Source organism: Actinokineospora xionganensis (genome assembly GCF_014323725.1).
In the GTDB taxonomy this organism is placed as follows: domain Bacteria; phylum Actinomycetota; class Actinomycetes; order Mycobacteriales; family Pseudonocardiaceae; genus Actinokineospora; species Actinokineospora xionganensis.
Window position 1 is genome coordinate 200,930 of record NZ_JABVED010000006.1, and the last position, 18,498, is coordinate 219,427.

Annotated in this window: 14 protein-coding genes; 4 read left to right on the forward strand and 10 right to left on the reverse strand. The window is 68.2% G+C overall.

Annotation, left to right across the window (positions count from 1 at the left end; translation table 11 throughout):
- Position 1 precedes the first annotated feature (1 nt).
- The gene (locus GPZ80_RS12965) at positions 2-2,143 is read left to right on the forward strand and encodes an AAA family ATPase (protein WP_187220579.1); all 2,142 of its coding nucleotides are present in this window, start codon (positions 2-4) and stop codon (positions 2,141-2,143) included.
- Positions 2,140-3,312 (forward strand): McrC family protein, encoded by a 1,173-nt coding sequence (locus tag GPZ80_RS12970; protein ID WP_187220580.1) that lies wholly within the window; start codon positions 2,140-2,142, stop codon positions 3,310-3,312. The genes GPZ80_RS12965 and GPZ80_RS12970 overlap by 4 nt, the downstream gene beginning before the upstream one ends.
- Before the next feature lie 319 nt (positions 3,313-3,631).
- Here GPZ80_RS12970 and GPZ80_RS12975 read toward each other — a convergent pair whose 3' ends face one another.
- From GPZ80_RS12975 to GPZ80_RS13020, 10 genes are all read right to left on the reverse strand, one after another.
- A complete protein-coding gene (locus tag GPZ80_RS12975; RefSeq protein ID WP_187220581.1) occupies positions 3,632-5,488 on the reverse strand; it encodes a hypothetical protein in 1,857 nt (618 codons plus the stop codon).
- Positions 5,489-5,637: 149 nt separating this feature from the next.
- Positions 5,638-6,930 (reverse strand): TIGR02679 family protein, encoded by a 1,293-nt coding sequence (locus GPZ80_RS12980; protein ID WP_187220582.1) that lies wholly within the window; start codon positions 6,928-6,930, stop codon positions 5,638-5,640.
- Positions 6,927-11,015, reverse strand: a complete 4,089-nt coding sequence (locus GPZ80_RS12985; protein WP_187220583.1) for a TIGR02680 family protein — start codon at positions 11,013-11,015, stop codon at positions 6,927-6,929. Before GPZ80_RS12985 ends, GPZ80_RS12980 begins: the two co-directional genes overlap by 4 nt.
- The gene (locus GPZ80_RS12990; protein WP_187220584.1) at positions 11,012-12,202 is read right to left on the reverse strand and encodes a TIGR02678 family protein; all 1,191 of its coding nucleotides are present in this window, start codon (positions 12,200-12,202) and stop codon (positions 11,012-11,014) included. Before GPZ80_RS12990 ends, GPZ80_RS12985 begins: the two co-directional genes overlap by 4 nt.
- Positions 12,199-13,743 (reverse strand): TIGR02677 family protein, encoded by a 1,545-nt coding sequence (locus GPZ80_RS12995; protein WP_187220585.1) that lies wholly within the window; start codon positions 13,741-13,743, stop codon positions 12,199-12,201. Before GPZ80_RS12995 ends, GPZ80_RS12990 begins: the two co-directional genes overlap by 4 nt.
- Positions 13,744-13,988: 245 nt before the next feature.
- On the reverse strand, positions 13,989-14,318 hold the full coding sequence (locus GPZ80_RS13000) for a TfoX/Sxy family protein (protein WP_187220586.1): 330 nt from the start codon (positions 14,316-14,318) through the stop codon (positions 13,989-13,991).
- Positions 14,319-14,327: 9 nt separating this feature from the next.
- On the reverse strand, positions 14,328-14,732 hold the full coding sequence (locus GPZ80_RS13005) for an SRPBCC family protein (RefSeq protein ID WP_187220587.1): 405 nt from the start codon (positions 14,730-14,732) through the stop codon (positions 14,328-14,330).
- Positions 14,729-15,052, reverse strand: a complete 324-nt coding sequence (locus GPZ80_RS13010) for a metalloregulator ArsR/SmtB family transcription factor (protein WP_187220588.1) — start codon at positions 15,050-15,052, stop codon at positions 14,729-14,731. The genes GPZ80_RS13005 and GPZ80_RS13010 overlap by 4 nt, the downstream gene beginning before the upstream one ends.
- A gap of 36 nt (positions 15,053-15,088) precedes the next feature.
- A complete protein-coding gene (locus GPZ80_RS13015; RefSeq protein ID WP_187220589.1) occupies positions 15,089-15,241 on the reverse strand; it encodes a hypothetical protein in 153 nt (50 codons plus the stop codon).
- Between the two features lie 27 nt (positions 15,242-15,268).
- Positions 15,269-15,991 (reverse strand): SAVMC3_10250 family protein, encoded by a 723-nt coding sequence (locus GPZ80_RS13020; RefSeq protein ID WP_222719228.1) that lies wholly within the window; start codon positions 15,989-15,991, stop codon positions 15,269-15,271.
- Between the two features lie 82 nt (positions 15,992-16,073).
- Here GPZ80_RS13020 and GPZ80_RS13025 point away from each other — a divergent pair, with 82 nt between their 5' ends.
- Both GPZ80_RS13025 and GPZ80_RS13030 read left to right on the forward strand, forming a co-directional pair.
- Positions 16,074-17,570, forward strand: a complete 1,497-nt coding sequence (locus GPZ80_RS13025; RefSeq protein WP_222719229.1) for a serine/threonine-protein kinase — start codon at positions 16,074-16,076, stop codon at positions 17,568-17,570.
- A gap of 22 nt (positions 17,571-17,592) precedes the next feature.
- Positions 17,593-18,498, forward strand: a complete 906-nt coding sequence (locus GPZ80_RS13030) for an MBL fold metallo-hydrolase (RefSeq protein ID WP_187220592.1) — start codon at positions 17,593-17,595, stop codon at positions 18,496-18,498.

The window sequence follows — 18,498 nt, forward strand, 5'->3', positions numbered from 1 at the left end:
CATGTCGGACACCGTGCGCACACCGCTGCTGCTGCGAGCATGCATGGAGGTGCTGCGCGAGGCCGACGAGCCGATCCAGGCCAAGGAGGTCGCGGATCGGATCGCGCAGCGTGTGTCGTTGACACCGCACGAACTGGCGGTGATCAACGACACCGGGATGAGGCGGTGGATCAATCACCTCCGGTGGCGCACAAGCAAGGCGGCCTCGGCGGGCTGGCTGACCAAACGGGACGGTCTCTGGAGTATCACCCCTGCGGGCGAAGCCGCCATGGACACCTACGACGCGGACCAGTTCGTTGCCGAGATGGAGCGTCGGTACCAGGAGATCCGCAAACACCGCAAGGCTGCTGTAAAACAACTCAGCGGGGATGAGCGCAACATCGCCAGGGCACTGTCCGCGGTCGAGGAGGGGGCGTGGACGTCCTTCACGGCACTGGCGTCCCAAGCGAATGTTCCCGTCAAGCATGTGCCGCACTTTCTGGCGCAGGCCAACCCTGCCCTGCCCGGATCACACCGGGTCCTCAACGAGGACGGCACGCTACTTCCCGACCGCCTGCTGAGCGCGACCTATCGCGGCGGAGATATGCGGCGCAAGCTGATGTCGGAGGGCGTCGAGTTCGATGAGGACGGCCATGCCTCACCCACTCAGCGGCTCACCGCCGACGACCTCGCCGAACGGCTCGCGGAACTCGGGGAGGACGCCGAGCCCACCCCGTCGGCGCGAGCCTGGTTGGTGCGCGGGTCATCGGTGGAAGGCCGTGACCTGGTGCCGGGTTGGCAGACCGGAGGCTACGTCTCGCTCGCCGGGACAAAGCTCCCCACCATTACCCCGCCAGTCCCCCGCGACGAACTGAAAGCGATCGTCGAGGACTCCTACCAGCACATGTCCCACGCGGCTCGCGTGGCTAAGACCGCTGAGTACGACGCCTTCCTCAACCGCATGCGCTCCGGCGACTACCTGCTAACCACCTCCCAGGGCAAGGCATTCCTCGGGCGTATCACGTCCGACGCGACCTTCGTCCAGTCCGATGACCAACGCTCGAACCTTCGGCGCACGGCGACCTGGTTCAACGCCGACCGGCCGATCCCGTACCCAAAACTGGAAGACCCCCTTCCCGCGCGGCTGGCCAGCACAGCCGATGTAGTCGACCTGACAGAGGACATCGCGACGATCGAGCAGTTGCTCGCCAAACTCCACGTCGAGATCGAGGAGCCCGCTCCCGCGCCGGAGCGACCACTGGCGTTCCGCGAGGTCGATGACGATCTAGCGAATCGCCTGATGATCGGCCGTGGCTGGCTATCGAAGCAGGCCGAGGTGCTGTGGGACCGCCACCAGCTCATCCTCTACGGTCCTCCGGGCACGGGAAAGACTTATCTGGCCCAAGAATTGGCCTATCACCTGGCCGGTGACCCGAGCCAAGTGAAGCTGGTCCAGTTCCACCCGTCGTACACCTACGAGGACTTCTTCGAAGGGTTCCGCCCCGTTCAAGGCAAGGACGGCAAGCTGGCGTTCGACCTGCACCGCGGTCCGTTCCGCAGGCTTGTGGACGCAGCCAGGGAACATTCGTCCGACCCATACTTCCTGATCATCGACGAGATCAACCGGGCGAATCTGGCCAAGGTGTTCGGCGAGCTGTATTTCCTGCTGGAGTACCGCAATCGCGCCATCAGCCTGCTGTACTCCGCCAACGACGAGGACACCTTCCGGCTGCCGAAGAACGTCTTCATCATCGGCACCATGAACACCACCGACCGCTCGATCGCCCTGGTCGACGCGGCTATGCGGCGCCGGTTCGCCTTCGTGGAACTGCACCCCGCGCAGTCACCCACCGACGTTCTCCTGCGGACCTGGCTCGCCCGGCTCGACGCGGAAGGACACCTGCACCACAACAAGAACGCCGCTGACCTCCTCGACGCCCTCAACGCGCGGATTGAGGACCGGGACCTGGCCATCGGCCCGTCGTTCCTGATGCGCGAGTCGATCTACCGATCCGAGGACGGCCTGAACCGGGTATGGGAGTCGGACATCCTGCCGCTGCTGGCCGAACACCACTACGGCAGCCCGCCCGAAATCCTTGACCGCTACCGCCTCGACGCACTGCACAAGGCACCCGCCAACCCACGGCCTGACCCACAGCCATGATCCTGATCGAGATCGTCGAACTCGGCCGGACACAGCACCCGCTGACCCCGGAGCAGGGACGCGCGCTCGCGGCTTCCAAGATTGTCTCGGCGGCGCCGTCCGCGCTCGACCCCGGCCTGTGGGACATCACGGCCAACGGGAAAGTCGGGGTCGCCCGAGTCGCGGACCTCGAGCTGTGGATCACGCCCAAGCTCCCGATCGACCGGTTGCTGTTCCTGGTGGGCTATGTGGCCGACCCGAAGGGATGGCAGGACGAGACCGTCAACCTCGACGCCCGCGACGGTCTGATCCCGGCGATCGCCCAAGCCCTGTGGCGACAAACCGAACGGGCGATCCGGCAGGGCCTGCTCCAGGGGTACAAGACGATCGAGGAAACCTCGTACGTGATGCGCGGGCGGCTGCGTGAGGCCGACCAACTGCGCCGCCACCACGGTCGGGTGATCCCGATGGAGTTGCGCCACGATGATTTCACCGTCGATATCCCGGAGAACCAGATCCTGCTGGCCGCTCTCACCCGCATCCTCACCGTCGCGCGGATCGACCCTGACTCCCGCAGACGCATCGGCCGCCTGCGTGCCCGGTTGGCCGACGTGACCAGCCTGGTTCGCGGGTCTCAGCTACCCACCTGGCAACCGAGCAGGCTCAACCAGCGCTATGTGCCCGCGCTGCGCCTGGCCGAGTTGGTGTGGCGGGCCACCTCACCGGAGCACACGCCCGGCAGCATCGCCGCGACCGGCTTCCTGTTCGACCTGCCAAAGATCTTCGAGGACTTCGTCACCGTCGCCGTCTCGGAACGCCTGCACGCGGCCCACGGCGGCTTGGCCCGACCCCAGTTCCCGTGCCACCTCGACGACGCCCGGGCCGTGACCATGTACCCGGACCTGGTGTGGATGACCGACAACCGCCCAGCAGCCGTGCTCGACGCGAAATACAAGCAGGAGAAGCCGTCGGGCTACCCGAACGCCGACCTCTATCAACTCCTCGCCTACTGCACGACGCTCGGACTGCGTCGTGGACACCTCGTCTACGCCAAGGGCAACGCCGACGCGACGACCCATGTCGTCGCGGGGGCGGACGTGAAGATCGTCTGCCACGCGCTCGACCTGAAGCTTCCGCCAGCCGACCTGCTCGATCAGGTCAACCAGCTCACCGATGCCATCGCCTCATGACCAAAAGCTGAGGCGGTCCACCAGGAACCCGGTAGGCCCTGGTGATCAAGCGGACCTTGGTGGCGTCCACCAATCCAGCACGCCGACGAACTGCTCTACCGCTGTACGTCGCCGGTCGACCCACTTTCGCCTGCAACTCCATCGGCCTTCCCTCACTATCGAGGTGCCCATCACACGCCCCCACTCGACGATGAGCCGATCAACACGCAACCTCCGTCGTCGGCGCCGAAGTCATCACGCTACCTAGCGAGTTTGGCGAACCAGAGTGTTGCTCCACGTAGCCCTCGCAATCACATTCGCGAGCACACCGCCACCACCATCACACGCTCGCGATGACCTCCAGGTCCGAGCCGATGCCGACGGCGGACGATCGGGCGGAGTTGAGCAAAGTCTCCAGCAGGGCGAGCCTCATGCGTTCGGCACTCTGTGGCGCTTCGACTCCCTCCCGCCGGAGATCACGGTAATGTGACTCACGCATGTGCGGCTGCACAACAACTACCCGGTATCCGTCGGTCGCGTCCCGAATGTCGAATGAATCAAGGAAGTCCCCACGCCCGGTGACCCGCACTCCGTAAGTCCAACATGCAGGCCCGGCGAGAGCCGGAGCAGCGAGCCGCTCCCGGAGCCGGTTGGCGTCGGCAAAGGGAAGGTTCTTGACCGCCTGCCCCACCACGACCTCGTATGCCGCCGCACTCACCCGCCGGTTGGAACTAGCGTTTCGTGCACCCTTCACGTGGATCGCGCTCACTGTGCCATCCGGCGAGATGTGCAGGAAGTCTGCGACCTCACCTGAACCGTCGTCACAGATGAGCCATCCGTCGGTGTAGCGCGCGACCACCCACGAGAACAGCGACCGATCATCGGGTGCGCCGATCGCGTCATGGATGGCCTGAGGCGCCTTGAACTTGGGCTTCTCCTGATCCACCCGGTATCCGGCGAAGTCCGCGAACGTCCATTGCGGAAACCCCGCCACGGACGTCCGGGCCTCCCAGAACTGGCCTCCGGTGAACGCGTGGCCTGACCGGTAGTGCACTGTCAGCAATTCACCGTTGCCAAGCGCGTCGAGGATGCCCCGGACCGGGCGGAGATTCGTCGGCTCACCTCGAAACCCGATGTCAAGCCGGTACCCACCGCCAACGGGCACCGGACGAACCCCAAGGCAACCACTGATCGATCCGTCCAGCCCCACATCCATCGTGAACGCCTGCGACGCGGTGCCATGCACCTCAAGAAGCGCGTCCTCCAACATCACCGCGGCGTCTCGGAGATCGTCGTTCCCCGCGACTTCCGGCGTCAGGTGATCAGGCGGGTCGACCAGGACTTCGTAGGCACCCCACACCGGTGAGATGTCGTCGATCTGCCTCGCGAGGATCGAGAACTGGGACTCAGCCGGTCCGTCGACCATGGTCTTGTCAAGAAGGACGAGCAGTTCCACGACCGCGGTCACGAACGTCGCGAAGTCGGTCGTGGCCTTGAACCACACCGTGGACTTCTCGGGTGTGGTCCCGACCTTTCCTGTGAGGACAGTCCGGTCCGGCGAGGCACCAAGCTCGGAGCAGCCTGCCGACAAGGCAAAGGACCTGTCCGCGTGCGGATCGAGCGAATCCTGCAGGCCCCTGCCACTGAGTGTTTTCGTGTCGGGCTTAGTCCTTCGCCTGCGATGCGTTCCCCTCAACCACAGACCGTTCGCTTCGCCTTGGAGCAACGCACCCTCCAATGCCCACGGTGGGACACGGCGAAATGGGGGTCGCGGTTCCTTGTAAAGCCAGCGAAGTATCCCAGCCTGGATGGAATGCTCGGCATGGACCGCGACGAGCCGACCACGACGCAGCGCGACTGTCAGCAGGTGCTCGGTATCCACGAAGATCGAATCCCGCCCCGACCAACTGGGCGCTCGCTGGTGCCGACGCACGGAACCCCAGACCTGATCGATCCCGAGATCAGCGAGCGACCCGGCTCCGTCGATGGTCTGGTTCCGGCCCTCGGACTGGCCGAGTGCGACCAGAGCCTGACTCCCGAGCGCGACTCCGCGGCGCGGTTGGAGCAACTGTCCCGTCAGGCGGGAAAAACCAGCCGCAAGGTCGTCCGCCGTACATTCGAGCACCACGACGGACACGAACGGACGCAGTGAACGCCACGGCAGCGCCTCCACGCCCGCACTGTCCTCCGACGTCATGAGCGAACCCTCACGCCTCAGTAAATGTGGCCCCGATCACACAAAATGTCGCCGGTGTGGCGCTGCGCGTTATGCCATGCGCGCGGAGTCACCCGAATGGCGTCGTCGCTTTCGGTGACAACCGTCGGCCTGCGGACGCGTGGCGACCGCTATCCGCCGACGGTGTCTCCGGCACCGCCTTGACGAGGCCCGCAGGCCGAACGGACCTCAGCCAAGTCGTTGATCAGATCCGGCAGTAGGAGTTCTTCCTGGACTTGCCACCCCGCTTCGGCCATGCGCGGGGAAAGCTCCTCGTCCCACACGGCGACCGCCTGACGACCCGACAAAGCCTTGCCCACCGATCGTCCGAGCGCGTCGTTGTAGGCCGGGGTGTCGAAGCGCCAAGGGAGCCAAGGGATGTGCTGGGCCAGGCGGTTGGCGATGCGGACGCCGCCCCAGTCGAAGTCGCCGTGGTAGGTGAAGTCGGCGCCGCCTGCGGCCAGCAGTTCCAGGAGTCTGATCACCGCGGTTGACGGTTGGCCGTTGAGGCAGACCAGGGGCGGGCAGTCGGCGCCGAGTTCGTCGGCGGCGGTGGCGACGACAATGGGGTTCTCGCAGATCCAGACCCGCCGGGCGCCGACGCCGAGGATCGGGTCACGCCCGAGTTGGCGCAGGGTGAGGACGCACGGTTCCCCCGCCTCGCGCGCCAGGCCGAGCACACGTGCCACGTGGGAGTCGGTGCCGCCGGGTAGGCCGAGACAGAGCACGGTCGAGGACAGTTCGTCGCGGTGGACGCCGACGGCGGCCCAGGCGGCGCGGCGGTCGGCTGCCTGGCCGGTGCCAGTGGGTGGTTTGCCGTCGAGCACACGAGCGGCGGCGAGGACGAGGGTGGCCAGTGGGGTGCCGTCGTCGAGGGCGTGGGCGTCGTTGGTGTGGCGGGCGGCGAGGACGCCCAGTGCGATGCCGGGCGACGGGAGGTCAGCGATCACGCGCACGGCGTGGGCGACGAGGGTAGTCGCGTCCTCCGGGACAGGTTTGAGTCTGCGGACGATGCCGGTCGATGCCAACCAGTCTCGCCACGGGCGTAGCAGAGCGCGGCGTTCGACCAGGTCGTCAGCGGGTACGAAAGCGGCGGCCCAGGCCGTTCGGTCGGCTGCCTCCTGGCCCGCGCGGTCCGGGATGTCACCTACCACCGCTCGCACGGCGTCCGCGAGGCTTCGTGCGGCGCCGTTCGTGCGGAGCATCACATCCAGGTCATCCAGGGAGACCGAGACCGAGGTTCCCCCGCCCGCTCGGCGACCCAGGAGCAGTTCCACCGCCCTGCGCTCGTCCGGGGTCGCCTTCGGCAGCGTCACGACCCCGGTCAGAGGCCTGCCGGATTCCAGGCGCTTGCGCAGGCGGGTGAGCAGCCAGGCGAGTCCTGGCTTGCCCATGAGCCTGCGCAGGCGGTCGATGTCGGTCATTCGAAGAGGGTTCCGCTCACCGAACCGGTGTCCGGGCTCGGCACGTACGGCACCGGGCGTTTGACTTCCACCCGGTCGCGGCCGTCCCAGCGCCACGGGGTGACCAGGACCGCGTCGATGCCGTCGCGGCGGGCGAGTTGGGCGATGGCCAGGCCTGGGACCTGCGGGTAGCAGCCCCATTCACGTTCACTTGTCATCACCACGTCCAGGTCGAAGGACGCGAGCAGGCCCAGGCACTTGGCGCGTGAGTCGTCGTCGACGCCGGCGAAAGCCTCGTCCAGGGCTATCAGGCGGGGTGCGTGTGGGTTGCCCGCGGAGCTGTAGAACGACGACGCGGCGGCGAACAGGGGAACCGACGCCGCCAGCACCCGTTCGCCACCGGAGGCTGGGCCCGCGGCGGGACGCCACTGGCCATCTTGGTATCGCTGGATCGCGAACTCGTGCCACGACCGGTAATCCAGTGCCCTCGTGAGCTGGTCGACCCAGCCGCCGCCGTCATCCGTGGTGTGTTCGCGGTTGATCTGCTCCTGCAGGAACGCGCCGACGAGTGCTCGGTCTTCCTGGCCCCAGGCGTCGGCGGTCTGGCGTAGCAGCCGATCGCGCACGCGGTCGAGACCCTCGGGTGCGCCTTTGGCTGTGCGCCACTGCAAGCGCAGCCGCATGCCGGTGGATGTGGGGCGGGCCTCCAGGTCGGCGTTGATGGCGCGAACTTGGTCCTCGGCGCCGGTGATGAGTTCCTGGAGGGTGCCCGCGACCTCGTTGACGAGGTGGTTCTCCAGGATCTCCCGTTCCTTGGCGGACAACAGGTTCGTGCGTTGATCTGTCTCGGCGGTAAGTGCGTCGACCAGGGTCGGGATGTCCTGGTCGCGGCCCTGGAACCGCACATCGACGAGCATGACGCCACTGTGGACAGTCAGGCCGACCGAGTGGCCGTGGCGCGAGAGCGCGTCGGTGAGGAGCTTGTGCTCGGTGGACACCCGCTGCTGGATGAGTTCCCACGGCCGGTCCGCGTCGTCGACGCCCTCCAGCGCGGTGTTGATCGCCCGCGCCAGCACCACGGCGGGCGTCGGCGCCCACTCGGTCCGCGGGTCGGGTACATCAAGGTCGGGCAACGCGGTGGCGAGCAGGCCGGTCGCGGCAAACTCACGCAACTCGGCGACCGCGCGGTCGCGGTCATCGACCACGGCACCGATGTTCTCGCGCAACGTTTCACGCCGCCCGTCGGCCTTGCCTCGGTCATCGGCTGCCTGCTTCTCTTTCGCCCGCAGGGCTGCCGCCTCCGTCTCACACCCGACCAAAGCTCGTTTCACGGCGGCGAGCTCGGCGAACAGGCGCTCGACTCCCGCACCCGCCGACTCTCGCAGGACGGCCAGGTGTTCGGCGGCCGCGACCGCCCGTTCCCGCGCTTCGGTGGCCTCCTCGGCGGCGGCGAGCTGCCTCTCAACGGCCAGTGCGAGCTCAGTCTCCGCCTCGACGACGGCCGACGCGGCCCGGTGGGCTGCCCGCGCGGCGGGCCACAGCTCGGCGAGCCCGACCCGGTAGTCACCCACCGCCACGCGAACAGCGTGCAGCGCGTCCCGGTCGGCGGGGAGTCCGACGTCACCGGCGAACTCCTCCGCGCGCTCCCGCTCCGCTTGTGCCCGCTCGGCCTTCTCGGAAACGACCACGAGCGCCGACGCCAGGTTCTCGTCGATGCCCCGCTTGACCTGGTGTGCGCCCGCGAGCCGAGTGTGGGCCTCCCGCAGACCCTCATCGCCGGGAAGCGCCTTGTGCTCGGCGATGAGCACGTCCATCATCCGGACCAACTCGGCCGCCGACTCGGCCAGTTCGGCCCGCACGAGGAGTAGTCGATCCAGTTCGGTCCGCAGGTGGGCGAGCCGGGCGCGGCGGGACGCCTCGCGGGCGCCCTCGCCGATGTAGACGGCCGAATCCTTGTGCCACGAGCCGGAAAGCACGCCGATGGCGTAGCGGCCGTCAACGTCCACCCAGGTCGATCCGTGCGGCCCGAGTCCGATGGCGCGCAGCACGGCGGTGATTCCCGCGTCGGTGAGAGTGGCCGCGCGGTCGTCGGCCTGGTCGATCGCCGGGATCATCACCGATGCCAAGGCCGTGCTGGCGACCGCGCCCTGGGCGACGACGGTCGTGTCGTCGTCGTCCAACAGTCTGCCGTCGGGAGTCACCCAGGCGTCGAGAATCCCCGCGGCCTCCAGCGCCGCCTCGATGCCCGCCCGGTCGGCGCCGCCCACGCCCGGGGCGAAGTCCACGACCCTCCATAGTGGAGCGCCCGGTCGTCCTTGCCTGCTGTTCACCGCACGGGTGTGGGGCGAGGGTGGTGCGTCGTGGCCGCCGGACTCAAGCCGGTCGATCTCGTCGGTGACCGCCTTGATCTCGGCGTCGACCGACTTCGCCCGAGCGGTCGTCTCGGCCTGGCGCCTGCCCAGCTCCGCGGTCGCCTGGGAGACGGCGTGATCGACAGCGGCGGTGACGGGGTTGGCGCCGTCGAGACTGTCCGTCCACGCTTCCAGTTCCCCGAGCACCGCGTCCACATCGGACAGAGTGAACCCGGTCACCCCGGCAAGGTAAGCCGTACATGACTCGACCAGTCGCCTACCGGCATCGGCGAGACGGACTTCCGCTTCGCCGATCAGTTCCACGGCCCGCTGTTGCTCGCCGGTGATCCGGTCGACCGCTTCCCGCGCACGGCGCAACTCAGCATCTGCCGCGAACACCAGGGACAGCAGCCGGTCCAGTTCCGCCACGGCGCGAATCTGCTTGTCCACGACGGCGTCCCCCGCCCGCCCCGCGTCGGCGTATGGCGGCTCGTCGCGGGCGAACTCGGCCATGACGTCGGCGTGGGCGATTGCCACCATCGCGCGCTCCGCGCGCTGCTCGGCGGTGGCGCGTGCGGTGTCCAGAGTGCGCTGATCGGTCTCGGCAGCCTGCCGCTCGCGTTCGACCTTGCCTTTCCTGACCCGCACGGTGTTCGCCGCGTCGACCCGGTCGTCCTCACGTCTCCCGGCGGTGCGTTCGAGGTTTTCGGCCTCAAGGCGGGCCGTGTCGAGCCGCTTGGCGTCGGCCATTTCCGGACTGTCGTTGAGTGCTTCCTGTCGGGCGGCGAGACGTCCGCGTTCCGCCGTGAGACCGGCAAGCGCTTCCTCAACGGCGCGCAGCGCCACCTCAGCGGTATGGAAGTCGGCGTCGGCCCTGGTGAGCTCGGTGTTCAGCGCCTCGTAGCGGCTCTGCGCTTGGCGGGGCGGGAGACTGCGGCGGCGGGCGGCGATCCTGGCGTAGCGGCGGTAGTGCGTCAGGAACGCCTCAGCGGCCGTCTTGGCCTCGCCGAGCCCGCGCAGCGCTTCGCGTTCCTCGTCGAGGCCACGGAAGGCGTCGGCGACCGTCGTCACCAGCGACGGGTCCAGCGGCGGCAGGGCCTCGGTCAGTGCTCGGGAGAGCAGTTTCTCGTCGGGTCGCTTCGACAGCTGCGGTTGGCGCAGTTGAATCAGCAGGTTGACCAGCGCCTCATACCGGTGCGCGCCGAGGCTGAACAGCGCTTCGTCCACCGCGCGCCGGTAGTCCGTGGCGGTGTCGTAGACCGTTCCGTGCCCGTCGACGGCGTCCTTGAGCCGTTCCCTGGTCAACGCCACTCGCGTTGGGCTGAGCAGCGATAGTTGTTCGCCGATGCGTTGGGATGTCACGAAGTACCAGTGCCGCGCGATCCCGCGGCCCGCGACCGCTTTCAGTCCGCAGCCGATCGTGCGGTATTCGGGCGTGCCGTCGGGCAGGAGCCTGCCGAACTCGAGCCATGTGTAGCCGAGCCGCTCGTTGTTCGGGTGTTTGCCGCCGAGCAGGAGGTTCCACTCCATGCGCTTGTTGCGGTCGCCGTCCGGTTCGACCCGGTGCGGCGACAGTTCACCGTCGAGCAGGAACGGCAAGGTGAGCGCGAGAACCTTCGACTTGCCGGTGCCGTTGTTGCCGCGCAACAGAAGTCGGCCATCGTGGAAGTGGAACTCCTCGATGTCGTAATAGAACAGATCGACCAGCCCGGTGCGCAGGGGCTGCCACCGCGCTATCTGGGGAGTCGGATTCATTTCTTGTCTCCCTTGGCGGAACGAATCGTGGGCTCGTCGACGGCGTACCGGCTGATCGCGGGAAGCGGGACCACCACACCTGGGAGGTCCTTCACCAGCCGCAGCGCGCGCAGTTTGCCCAGGGCGATGTCGAGCAGCTCGTCCTCGGCACCGGGTTCAGTGACGCCCTTGCGCCAGAAGCTCATGTGCTTGGCTGCGAGTTTCCGCACGTATGCGCGCAATTCGTCGAGCGGGACCGGGGTGTCCCTGTTCGCGAGATGTTCGGCGACCAAGAGCGTGACGTGGCCATCGGTCCGCTGCTCGGGCATCCGCACGTCGGTCAGCTCGTCGTCTCCGTCGACCATGGCGATGCCTTCGGCGCGCATCTCGGCGACCAGTCCGGTGGCCTCGGTGATGCGGCGGGTGATCGCGTGTCGCTGGCTCACGAGATAGACGCGCTCTTCGGTGGCGAGATCCTCGTAGTACACGACAGGGTCATCGAGCAGCTTGCGGGTCAGCCGATGGCGCATTGCCCGGTTTCGGAGTTCGTCGGTGTCAGGCACCAGTTCGTGGATCAGGTCCGCGATCCGCTGGTCCACGCTCGTCGCCGTGACAGTCGACGGCCCGCGCTGCCCGGTGAGCATCGCGGCCAGCACCCGGCGGCGGACGTCGTAGAGCACGTCGCCATTGGCCGAGAGGTAGGCGTCCTCCTCGCCCGCGACCCGGTCGAGCACACCCCAGTTCAGCAGCAGCCGCACCACGGCGACCAGGTCTGAGCGCTCGTCACGGCGGCTGAGGGTGAACGTGATCCCGGTGTCGACCAGGTCCGGCTCGGCGGCAGCCGTGAGCACACCCTCGGCCAGTCGACCGAGCGTGATCTGGGCATCCGCGCGTTCCAGCACCGACAGAGCCAGGCACAGCAGCACGTACCGGCGGCGACCGAACGCGGGCTTGGTGGCGCCGTCGCGGGCTGGGTGCGTTCCGTCGGCGTCGGCGGGGGCGGTCTTGAACAGGCGCACCGAGTCGCTGTCGACTTGGAGACGCCAACCGGTCTCCTGCGAGAGCCAGTGCCGCAACTCGGTCGCGTGCCTGCGAACCAGGCGGATCGTGTCGTCGTCCTTCCCCGAGACCAGCAGGGGCCGGATCAGCAGTGCACGCATGGCTTTGCGGCGCTGCACCGCCTGCTCGTCGGTGAAAGCCGCCGTCATGCGAGTGCTCTCGACCGAGTCAGGTCGACGATGTCGATGAGGTGTTCCGGGCCGCGCAGCACACCGTCCTCCGTCTCGATGTCGACCACCCCGCCGTCGGGAACCAACGACAGGCGGATCTCCATCGTGCCGTCACTGGTCGTGGTCTTGACCTCGGTGTCACCGGGCAGCCGGGCGGAAAGGGCGTCGCCGAGCAGGCCGAGGAACAGCCGGAACGAACGGGCGTCGAGCACATCGAGCTCGGACAGGCGGACCGGGCCGTGCGTGGTCAGCCTCCGTCGCGCCTCAGCGGTCTCCTCGGCCTCCCGCGCGGCCAATGCCTCAAGCGCCCGACGCTGCTCACCACGGTCTGCGACCTGGGACGGCCTGCCACGTCGCTCATAGTTGCCGGTGCGACGCAGTTGCGGACTGATGTGCACGGCGGGCGCGTCCGCCCACGGCGTGCTCGGTGTCGGCTCGGTCTCCTGCCAGTCGGCGAGGGTGGCAGGGGTGACCGTCATGTGTCGGGTGGAGTTGAGGCCGAACGCCGCCCGCCACAGTCGGTGCGCCGAGTCGTCGTCCGGCACCTCGGCGAACCAGCGCGCCAACGTCCGGAAGTCGGCGGAGCGGTCGGAGCGGCCCGACCGCCTCTCGTTGAGCGCCGCCACGGTGTCGATGAGCTGGGTGATCGCGCTGACCGCCGCGCCTCGCAGCAGCCGGGCCTGCGACGGGTGGTCCGAGCCTGCCGAGACGAACCAGTCGCGCAGGCCTCGCCACCGGTTGCGCCAGCCGTCCAAGGCGCGGGTGTAATCCTCCGTCGCCAGTTCGTGGTCGGGTGCCGCGTCGACCGCTTCCCGCTGCGCGGCGACGCCGAGCAGGCGGTCGACATCGCCGCCATCGATCTGCCCGAGGAGGGTGGCGATCTCCGCGCCACGGTTGGCCAGGTCGGCGATGAACCGGTTGATGTAGTCGATCAGGCGCTGCTTGTAGGCGACGAACGCCTCCACGTCGCCGTCGGCGAAGTCAATCACCCGCCGCAAGGAGGCCATGAACGCCTGAGCGTTGTCTGCCAGGCCGCTGAACCGCTCGGCGAGACCGAGCAGGAGGAAGTGCACCTTGGCCGGGTCCAGGGCGGCGGGATCCGTGGCCGCCAACTCGGCGAACGCCCGCAACTGGACGGCGATGTCGGCCAAGGCAACGGATTGCAGCGCACCACGCTTGCCGATCGCTTCCTCGTAGACGGCGATGGCGTTCTCGGCCGCCTGCCCGCGCGGGGTCAGTTGGTAGAGGTAGCGAGCGCGGTGGAAATCGGCGACCGTGGTGACCCGGCCGGTGTCCGGGTCCGAACGCAGGTTTCCCCACCCGACGAGCTGGTCCAGCGCCGATCCGACCTGGTCAGGGTCCCCGTTGCCGAGTTCGGCGGCGACGTCCTCAGGACGCAGGTGAACGATGAACCGGTCACGGGCACGGGCGAAGGTCCGCAGCACGGCGCGGTAGGTCTCGGCGTTGGGTGCGCTCAGGTGCGCGAACGGCTGACTCGTGTCTGCGCCTTGCGCTGTCATGGCACCCATTGTGACGGTATGTACCGACGGTCTTTCCCGGTGTCCGGCCGTTCGACGCCGAACGGCTGGACACAGCGCGGCTGGGCGGCGCACGTGGGCAGCGCACCTGCCAGGCAGCGTGATCTTTGCGCGCGTCGGGTTCGGCAACCTCCTTTCTCGGACGTGCGCGCCCCAAAGCTGGCGCCTGCGGACAACACGGTCTCAGCGCTGCCGCTGAGTCGTTGTGGAGCTTCAGCGAGACACGATCACTTCGCGGGCAGACCTCGGGCGTGCAAGACACCCCGCTGGATCCAGTCGTCCAGGGTGTCGTCGTCGGCGAGGTGGTCGGGGTCGACCATGATCCAGTTCTTCATCGGGCGGCTGCCCATCTCCGGCACCCGCACGCCAGGCTCGGCCAAGGCCGCCGCGGAAGCGTCCGGCGACAGCCGCACGATCAGGCCGTCGCCGTAGACGCCGCACGACATGTTGCCTTGGAAGAGGAAGACGAGGGTGCCGAACATCTTCTTCTCGGTCACTCCCGGCATCTCGCCGACCAGCGCCCTGACTCTCGTGGCGAGGGATTCGTCGTATGCCATTCCGGGCTCCTATTCGGCGTCGCTGAGGTTGTGGAGGTAGGTGGTCCAGCCCCGGTCGTGGGAGGCCAGCGACGGGTGGGGCAGACCGGTGTGGACGAGTCGCAGGTGGGTGCCGGTGTCGTCAGGGGTCAGGGTGACCGTGACGGTGCTGCTGCCCGGTGGGACGTCCTTGTTACCCTCGAAGCCCCAGGTGAACACGACCTTGTGGGGCGGTTCGACCAGCACGTATTCGCCGAGCACCGTCGCCTTGTCGTGCACCACGCAGCGGTACACGCCGCCGGGGCGGGGGTCCAGGGTCGCTTCGACGCCCATCCAGCGCGGATGGCGTTCGGGGTCGGTGAAGTAGGCGAACACGGTCTCGGGTGGGGCCTTGATGTGGATCTCGTGTTCGACCCGGTCGGAAACGATCGTCACGCTTGGTCCTTCCGCTCGCCGCGGGCGGCCTCAGTCTCGGCTTCCAGCTTGAGTCGTTCAAGGCCGGTCATCCAGAAGCGGTCGACGAAGCGCTTGAGCCCGAGCAGGCCTGCCGGGTCTGCCCGATACAGGCGCTTTGTGCCCTCTCGGCGCTCGATCAGCAGGCCGGCTTCGCGCAGGACAGTGAGGTGTTGGGAGATGGCGGGCCGGGTGACGGCGAACCGCCGGGCGATCTCGCCCGCGGGAAGTTCCTGGTCGCGGACCAGTTCGAGGATCTTGCGCCTGCGAGGTTCGGCAAGCGCCTTGAGCTGAGCGTCCACGGGGCTTATGTTAGATGTCGCTAACGTAAGCGTCAACTAACCCTCGGAATCCCCGCAGACGACCGGATGGCGCTGGAGTTCGCGGTCGCGCGGTTCGAGTTGCGGGTCGAGCCCGTTCCCGAGTTCGGCGCCGACCTGGGCGCCGCTGATGTGCACCCTCGAGGACCACACCGAGACTGGCGCGTCCACGTCTTTGTTCCGTCGCGGCAACTGATTTCAGGGGCGCGGCGGGGGTGCGTACTCGATGTAGAGGGGACTGGCGATCACGTAGCGGGTGGTTCCGACGACGAAGTTCGCCGTGACGCGGGCATAGCCTGCCATCCAGGCCGCTGTCTCCGGATGTGTCCGGCCGTCGATGGTGCGCAGCAGGTCGATGGTGGCGCCCGGTAGGTGTCGGCCCGCGTAGTGGTTCGGCGCCACCACGTGGCCGTCGGAGGCGGACGGCTGTGCGCTCAGGAGGCCGATCAGCAAGTCGATGTTGTTGGTGATCGCGCCCGCGCCGCTTCCCCCGGAATCCGCCGTCTCCACGGTGTGTCCGGCGGGCGGGGCCACCGCTTGGGCTCTGCCCTCGATCCGCAGGTGGTTGCTGGAGCAGTGCAGGATCAGGCGGGTCGAGCCCGGTTGGGTCGCGCGGTCGACGAACAGGGTCATGCCCGGGACGGGGCCGCCGTCGAGGACCAGGTAGTTCAGTGGGGCCTCGAAATGGACCCAGTGGCCCGCCACCGCCGCCGGGTCGTCGTACCAGCGGGCGGTGCGCTCGATGTGGGCGATGACCCTGGCCAACTGCTTGAGCCTGCTCCGCTCCGCGTCCGGCGTGGGCTCGACGCCGATCTCCAGGACCGGGGTCTTGAGGTTCACCTTCGGCCGCGGCCAGAGCGACCGCAGTGCTGGCAGGAACTGCTCCAGCTTGCGGTCCGACAAGTACACAAGTTCGCGCATCGCCCCTCCTCACCGTATTGATCACGCTACCCTGAGTCGACCACGGGAGGCTTGCGTGACCCCTGACGGACCAACCGATGCGGTGCCGACACAGCCCCGCTGGGCTGAGATCGCCGCGCACCGGCCCTTGGGGGCCGACGAGCCGCGTGAGGTCGGTGGTTATCGGCTGCGGGCCGCACTCGGCGAGGGCGGGATGGGCCGGGTCTACCTGTCCAACACCCCTGGCGGGCGACCGATCGCGCTCAAGGTCATCCGGGCCGAGTTCGCTGCCGACCCGTCTTTCCGGCGCCGCTTCGAACAGGAAGTCAGCACAGCGCAACGGGTTCAGGGGCTCTACACCGCTCCGGTGATCGATGCCAATCCGCGCGCCGAGCAGCCTTGGCTCGCTACCGCGTACGTCGCGGGTCCCTCACTGCAGCAGGCGGTCGGCGCGTACGGCCCGCTGCCGGTGGAGAGTGTGCTCATCCTGGTGGCCGGAGTGGCCGAGGCGTTGCAGTCCATCCACTCCGCGAACATCGTGCATCGGGATTTGAAGCCCTCCAACGTGATCCTTGCCGCCGACGGTCCCCGTGTGATCGATTTCGGCATCGCCAGGGCGGTCGACACGACGTCGGTCACCCAGGCAGGCATCCGGGTCGGCACCCCCGCTTTCATGGCACCGGAACAGGTTCGTGGCCAACCGGTCACGCCCGCGCTCGACATCTTCGCGCTGGGCTCGCTCGCCGTGTACGCGGCGACCGGGGAACTGCCGTTCGGCGGCGGACTCGACCCGGCTGTGCCGTACCGAATCCTCGAGGAGGAACCCGACCTGGCCGCCTGCCCGACACAGCTGCGGGAGCTGGTGACCCGGTGCCTGGCCAAGGATCCCCGGCAGCGCCCGTCGCCGGTCCAGGTGATCGAGATGTGCAGGCAGGCCTCCACCGGGACCCAGCTGCACATGGGCGAAGGGTGGTTGCCGCCCGCGGTCGCGGCCGCGGTGAGCCGGATCGCGGTGACGCCGGTCCCCCCGGTTCCGCGAGCGCCCAAACGTTCTCGCTTCCGAGTCGCCGCCGCGGTCGGGTTCGCGGTGCTCGCGATCGGATCGGGCATCGGCGCCGCCGCGATCGCGGGCGCCTTCGACGCGAAGACACCGGAGAACACAGCGGAGAAGAGCGCCGACCAGTCCACTCCAGGCACCTCGTCGACAGCCACCGGGAGCAAGCCCGGCGGCGGCGAGCCGGAGATCCTCACCCAGGTCGACGCTGTGGACCTGGCCCTCGGCAATGGCGTCTACCTGGCTGAACCCACCACGATGGTCCGCTGGGAGGGATTCCCCGACATAGCCCACGTCTATGACAAGGGGATCTCCTTCAACAACGCCCAAGTAGTGCTGTTGGACGACGACCAGGCAGGCGATCACCGCACCTGCACCACGGACACCCGCTACGCACTCACCACCAAGTTCAACGACGTCACCGTGGGCACCAAGTTCTGCGTCCTGACCGACCAGCGGGTCGCCATGGTCGAAGTCAGGAAAGCGCCCGACCCGGACGAATCCAGCCAGTACTACCGGCTCGCGATCACCATCTGGCGCGCCTAGCGACCGTGGGTAGGGTCGGCGCATGTGCCTGACGTGCGTGCTGCCGCTGATGGTGTCCGGCCCCGCGCCGGTGTTTCCCACCAGCGCGCCCGAGCCGGGTTGGCTCAAGGACAAGCTGGGCGGATCGATCACCTGGACGGGCTGCGCCGGTTTCGTGCTCGAAGTCGGCGGTGAGCGGATCTGCTTCGACCCGTACGCCAGCAACCCCGGCCTGCGCGACACTCTGTTCCGCCCGGCCCGCCCCGATCACGCGCTGGTCGAGCGGACCTTCGGCAAGGTGTCCGGGATCTTCGTCGGACACACCCACTTCGACCACGCCATGGACGTCGCGCCGCTGGCCAAGGCCAACCCCGGGTGCGTGGTGCACGCAAGCCCGACGACCACGGAGATCTGCCGCAGGCAGGGCGTCCCCGACGACCAGCTCCACCCGGTCGAGGACGGCGAACGAGTCACCATCGGCCCGTTCACCGTGGAGGCCATCGCCTCCCGACACGGGACGGTGCCGATCGCGAGCCGGATCGACGTCATCGAGCTACGCGGCGAAGGGATGCCGAAGACAGTGTTCCGGTGGCCGCGCGGGCAGGTGTTCGCCTACCGGGTCGAGGTCGGCGGCCTGTCGCTGCACCTGCAGACCAGCGCCGGGATCGAGGACTCCCCACTCGCCCGCCAAGCACCGGTCGACGTGCTGATCGCGTGCCTGGCGGCCCGGCAGGGCACCGAGGGATACTTCCGCCGGTTGGGCGAACGGCTGTGCCCCAAGGTGATCATCCCTTGCCACCACGACAACTTCTTCCGCCCGCTGAGCGAGCCGCCGCGGCCGGTGGCGCGCCTGGACTGGCCGGGCTTCCTCGACGACGTGGCCCGACTGGCCGACGCCTACGGCACGCGGCTGGTCCAACTGCCCCGGGGTGCCGCCGTCGCGATCTGA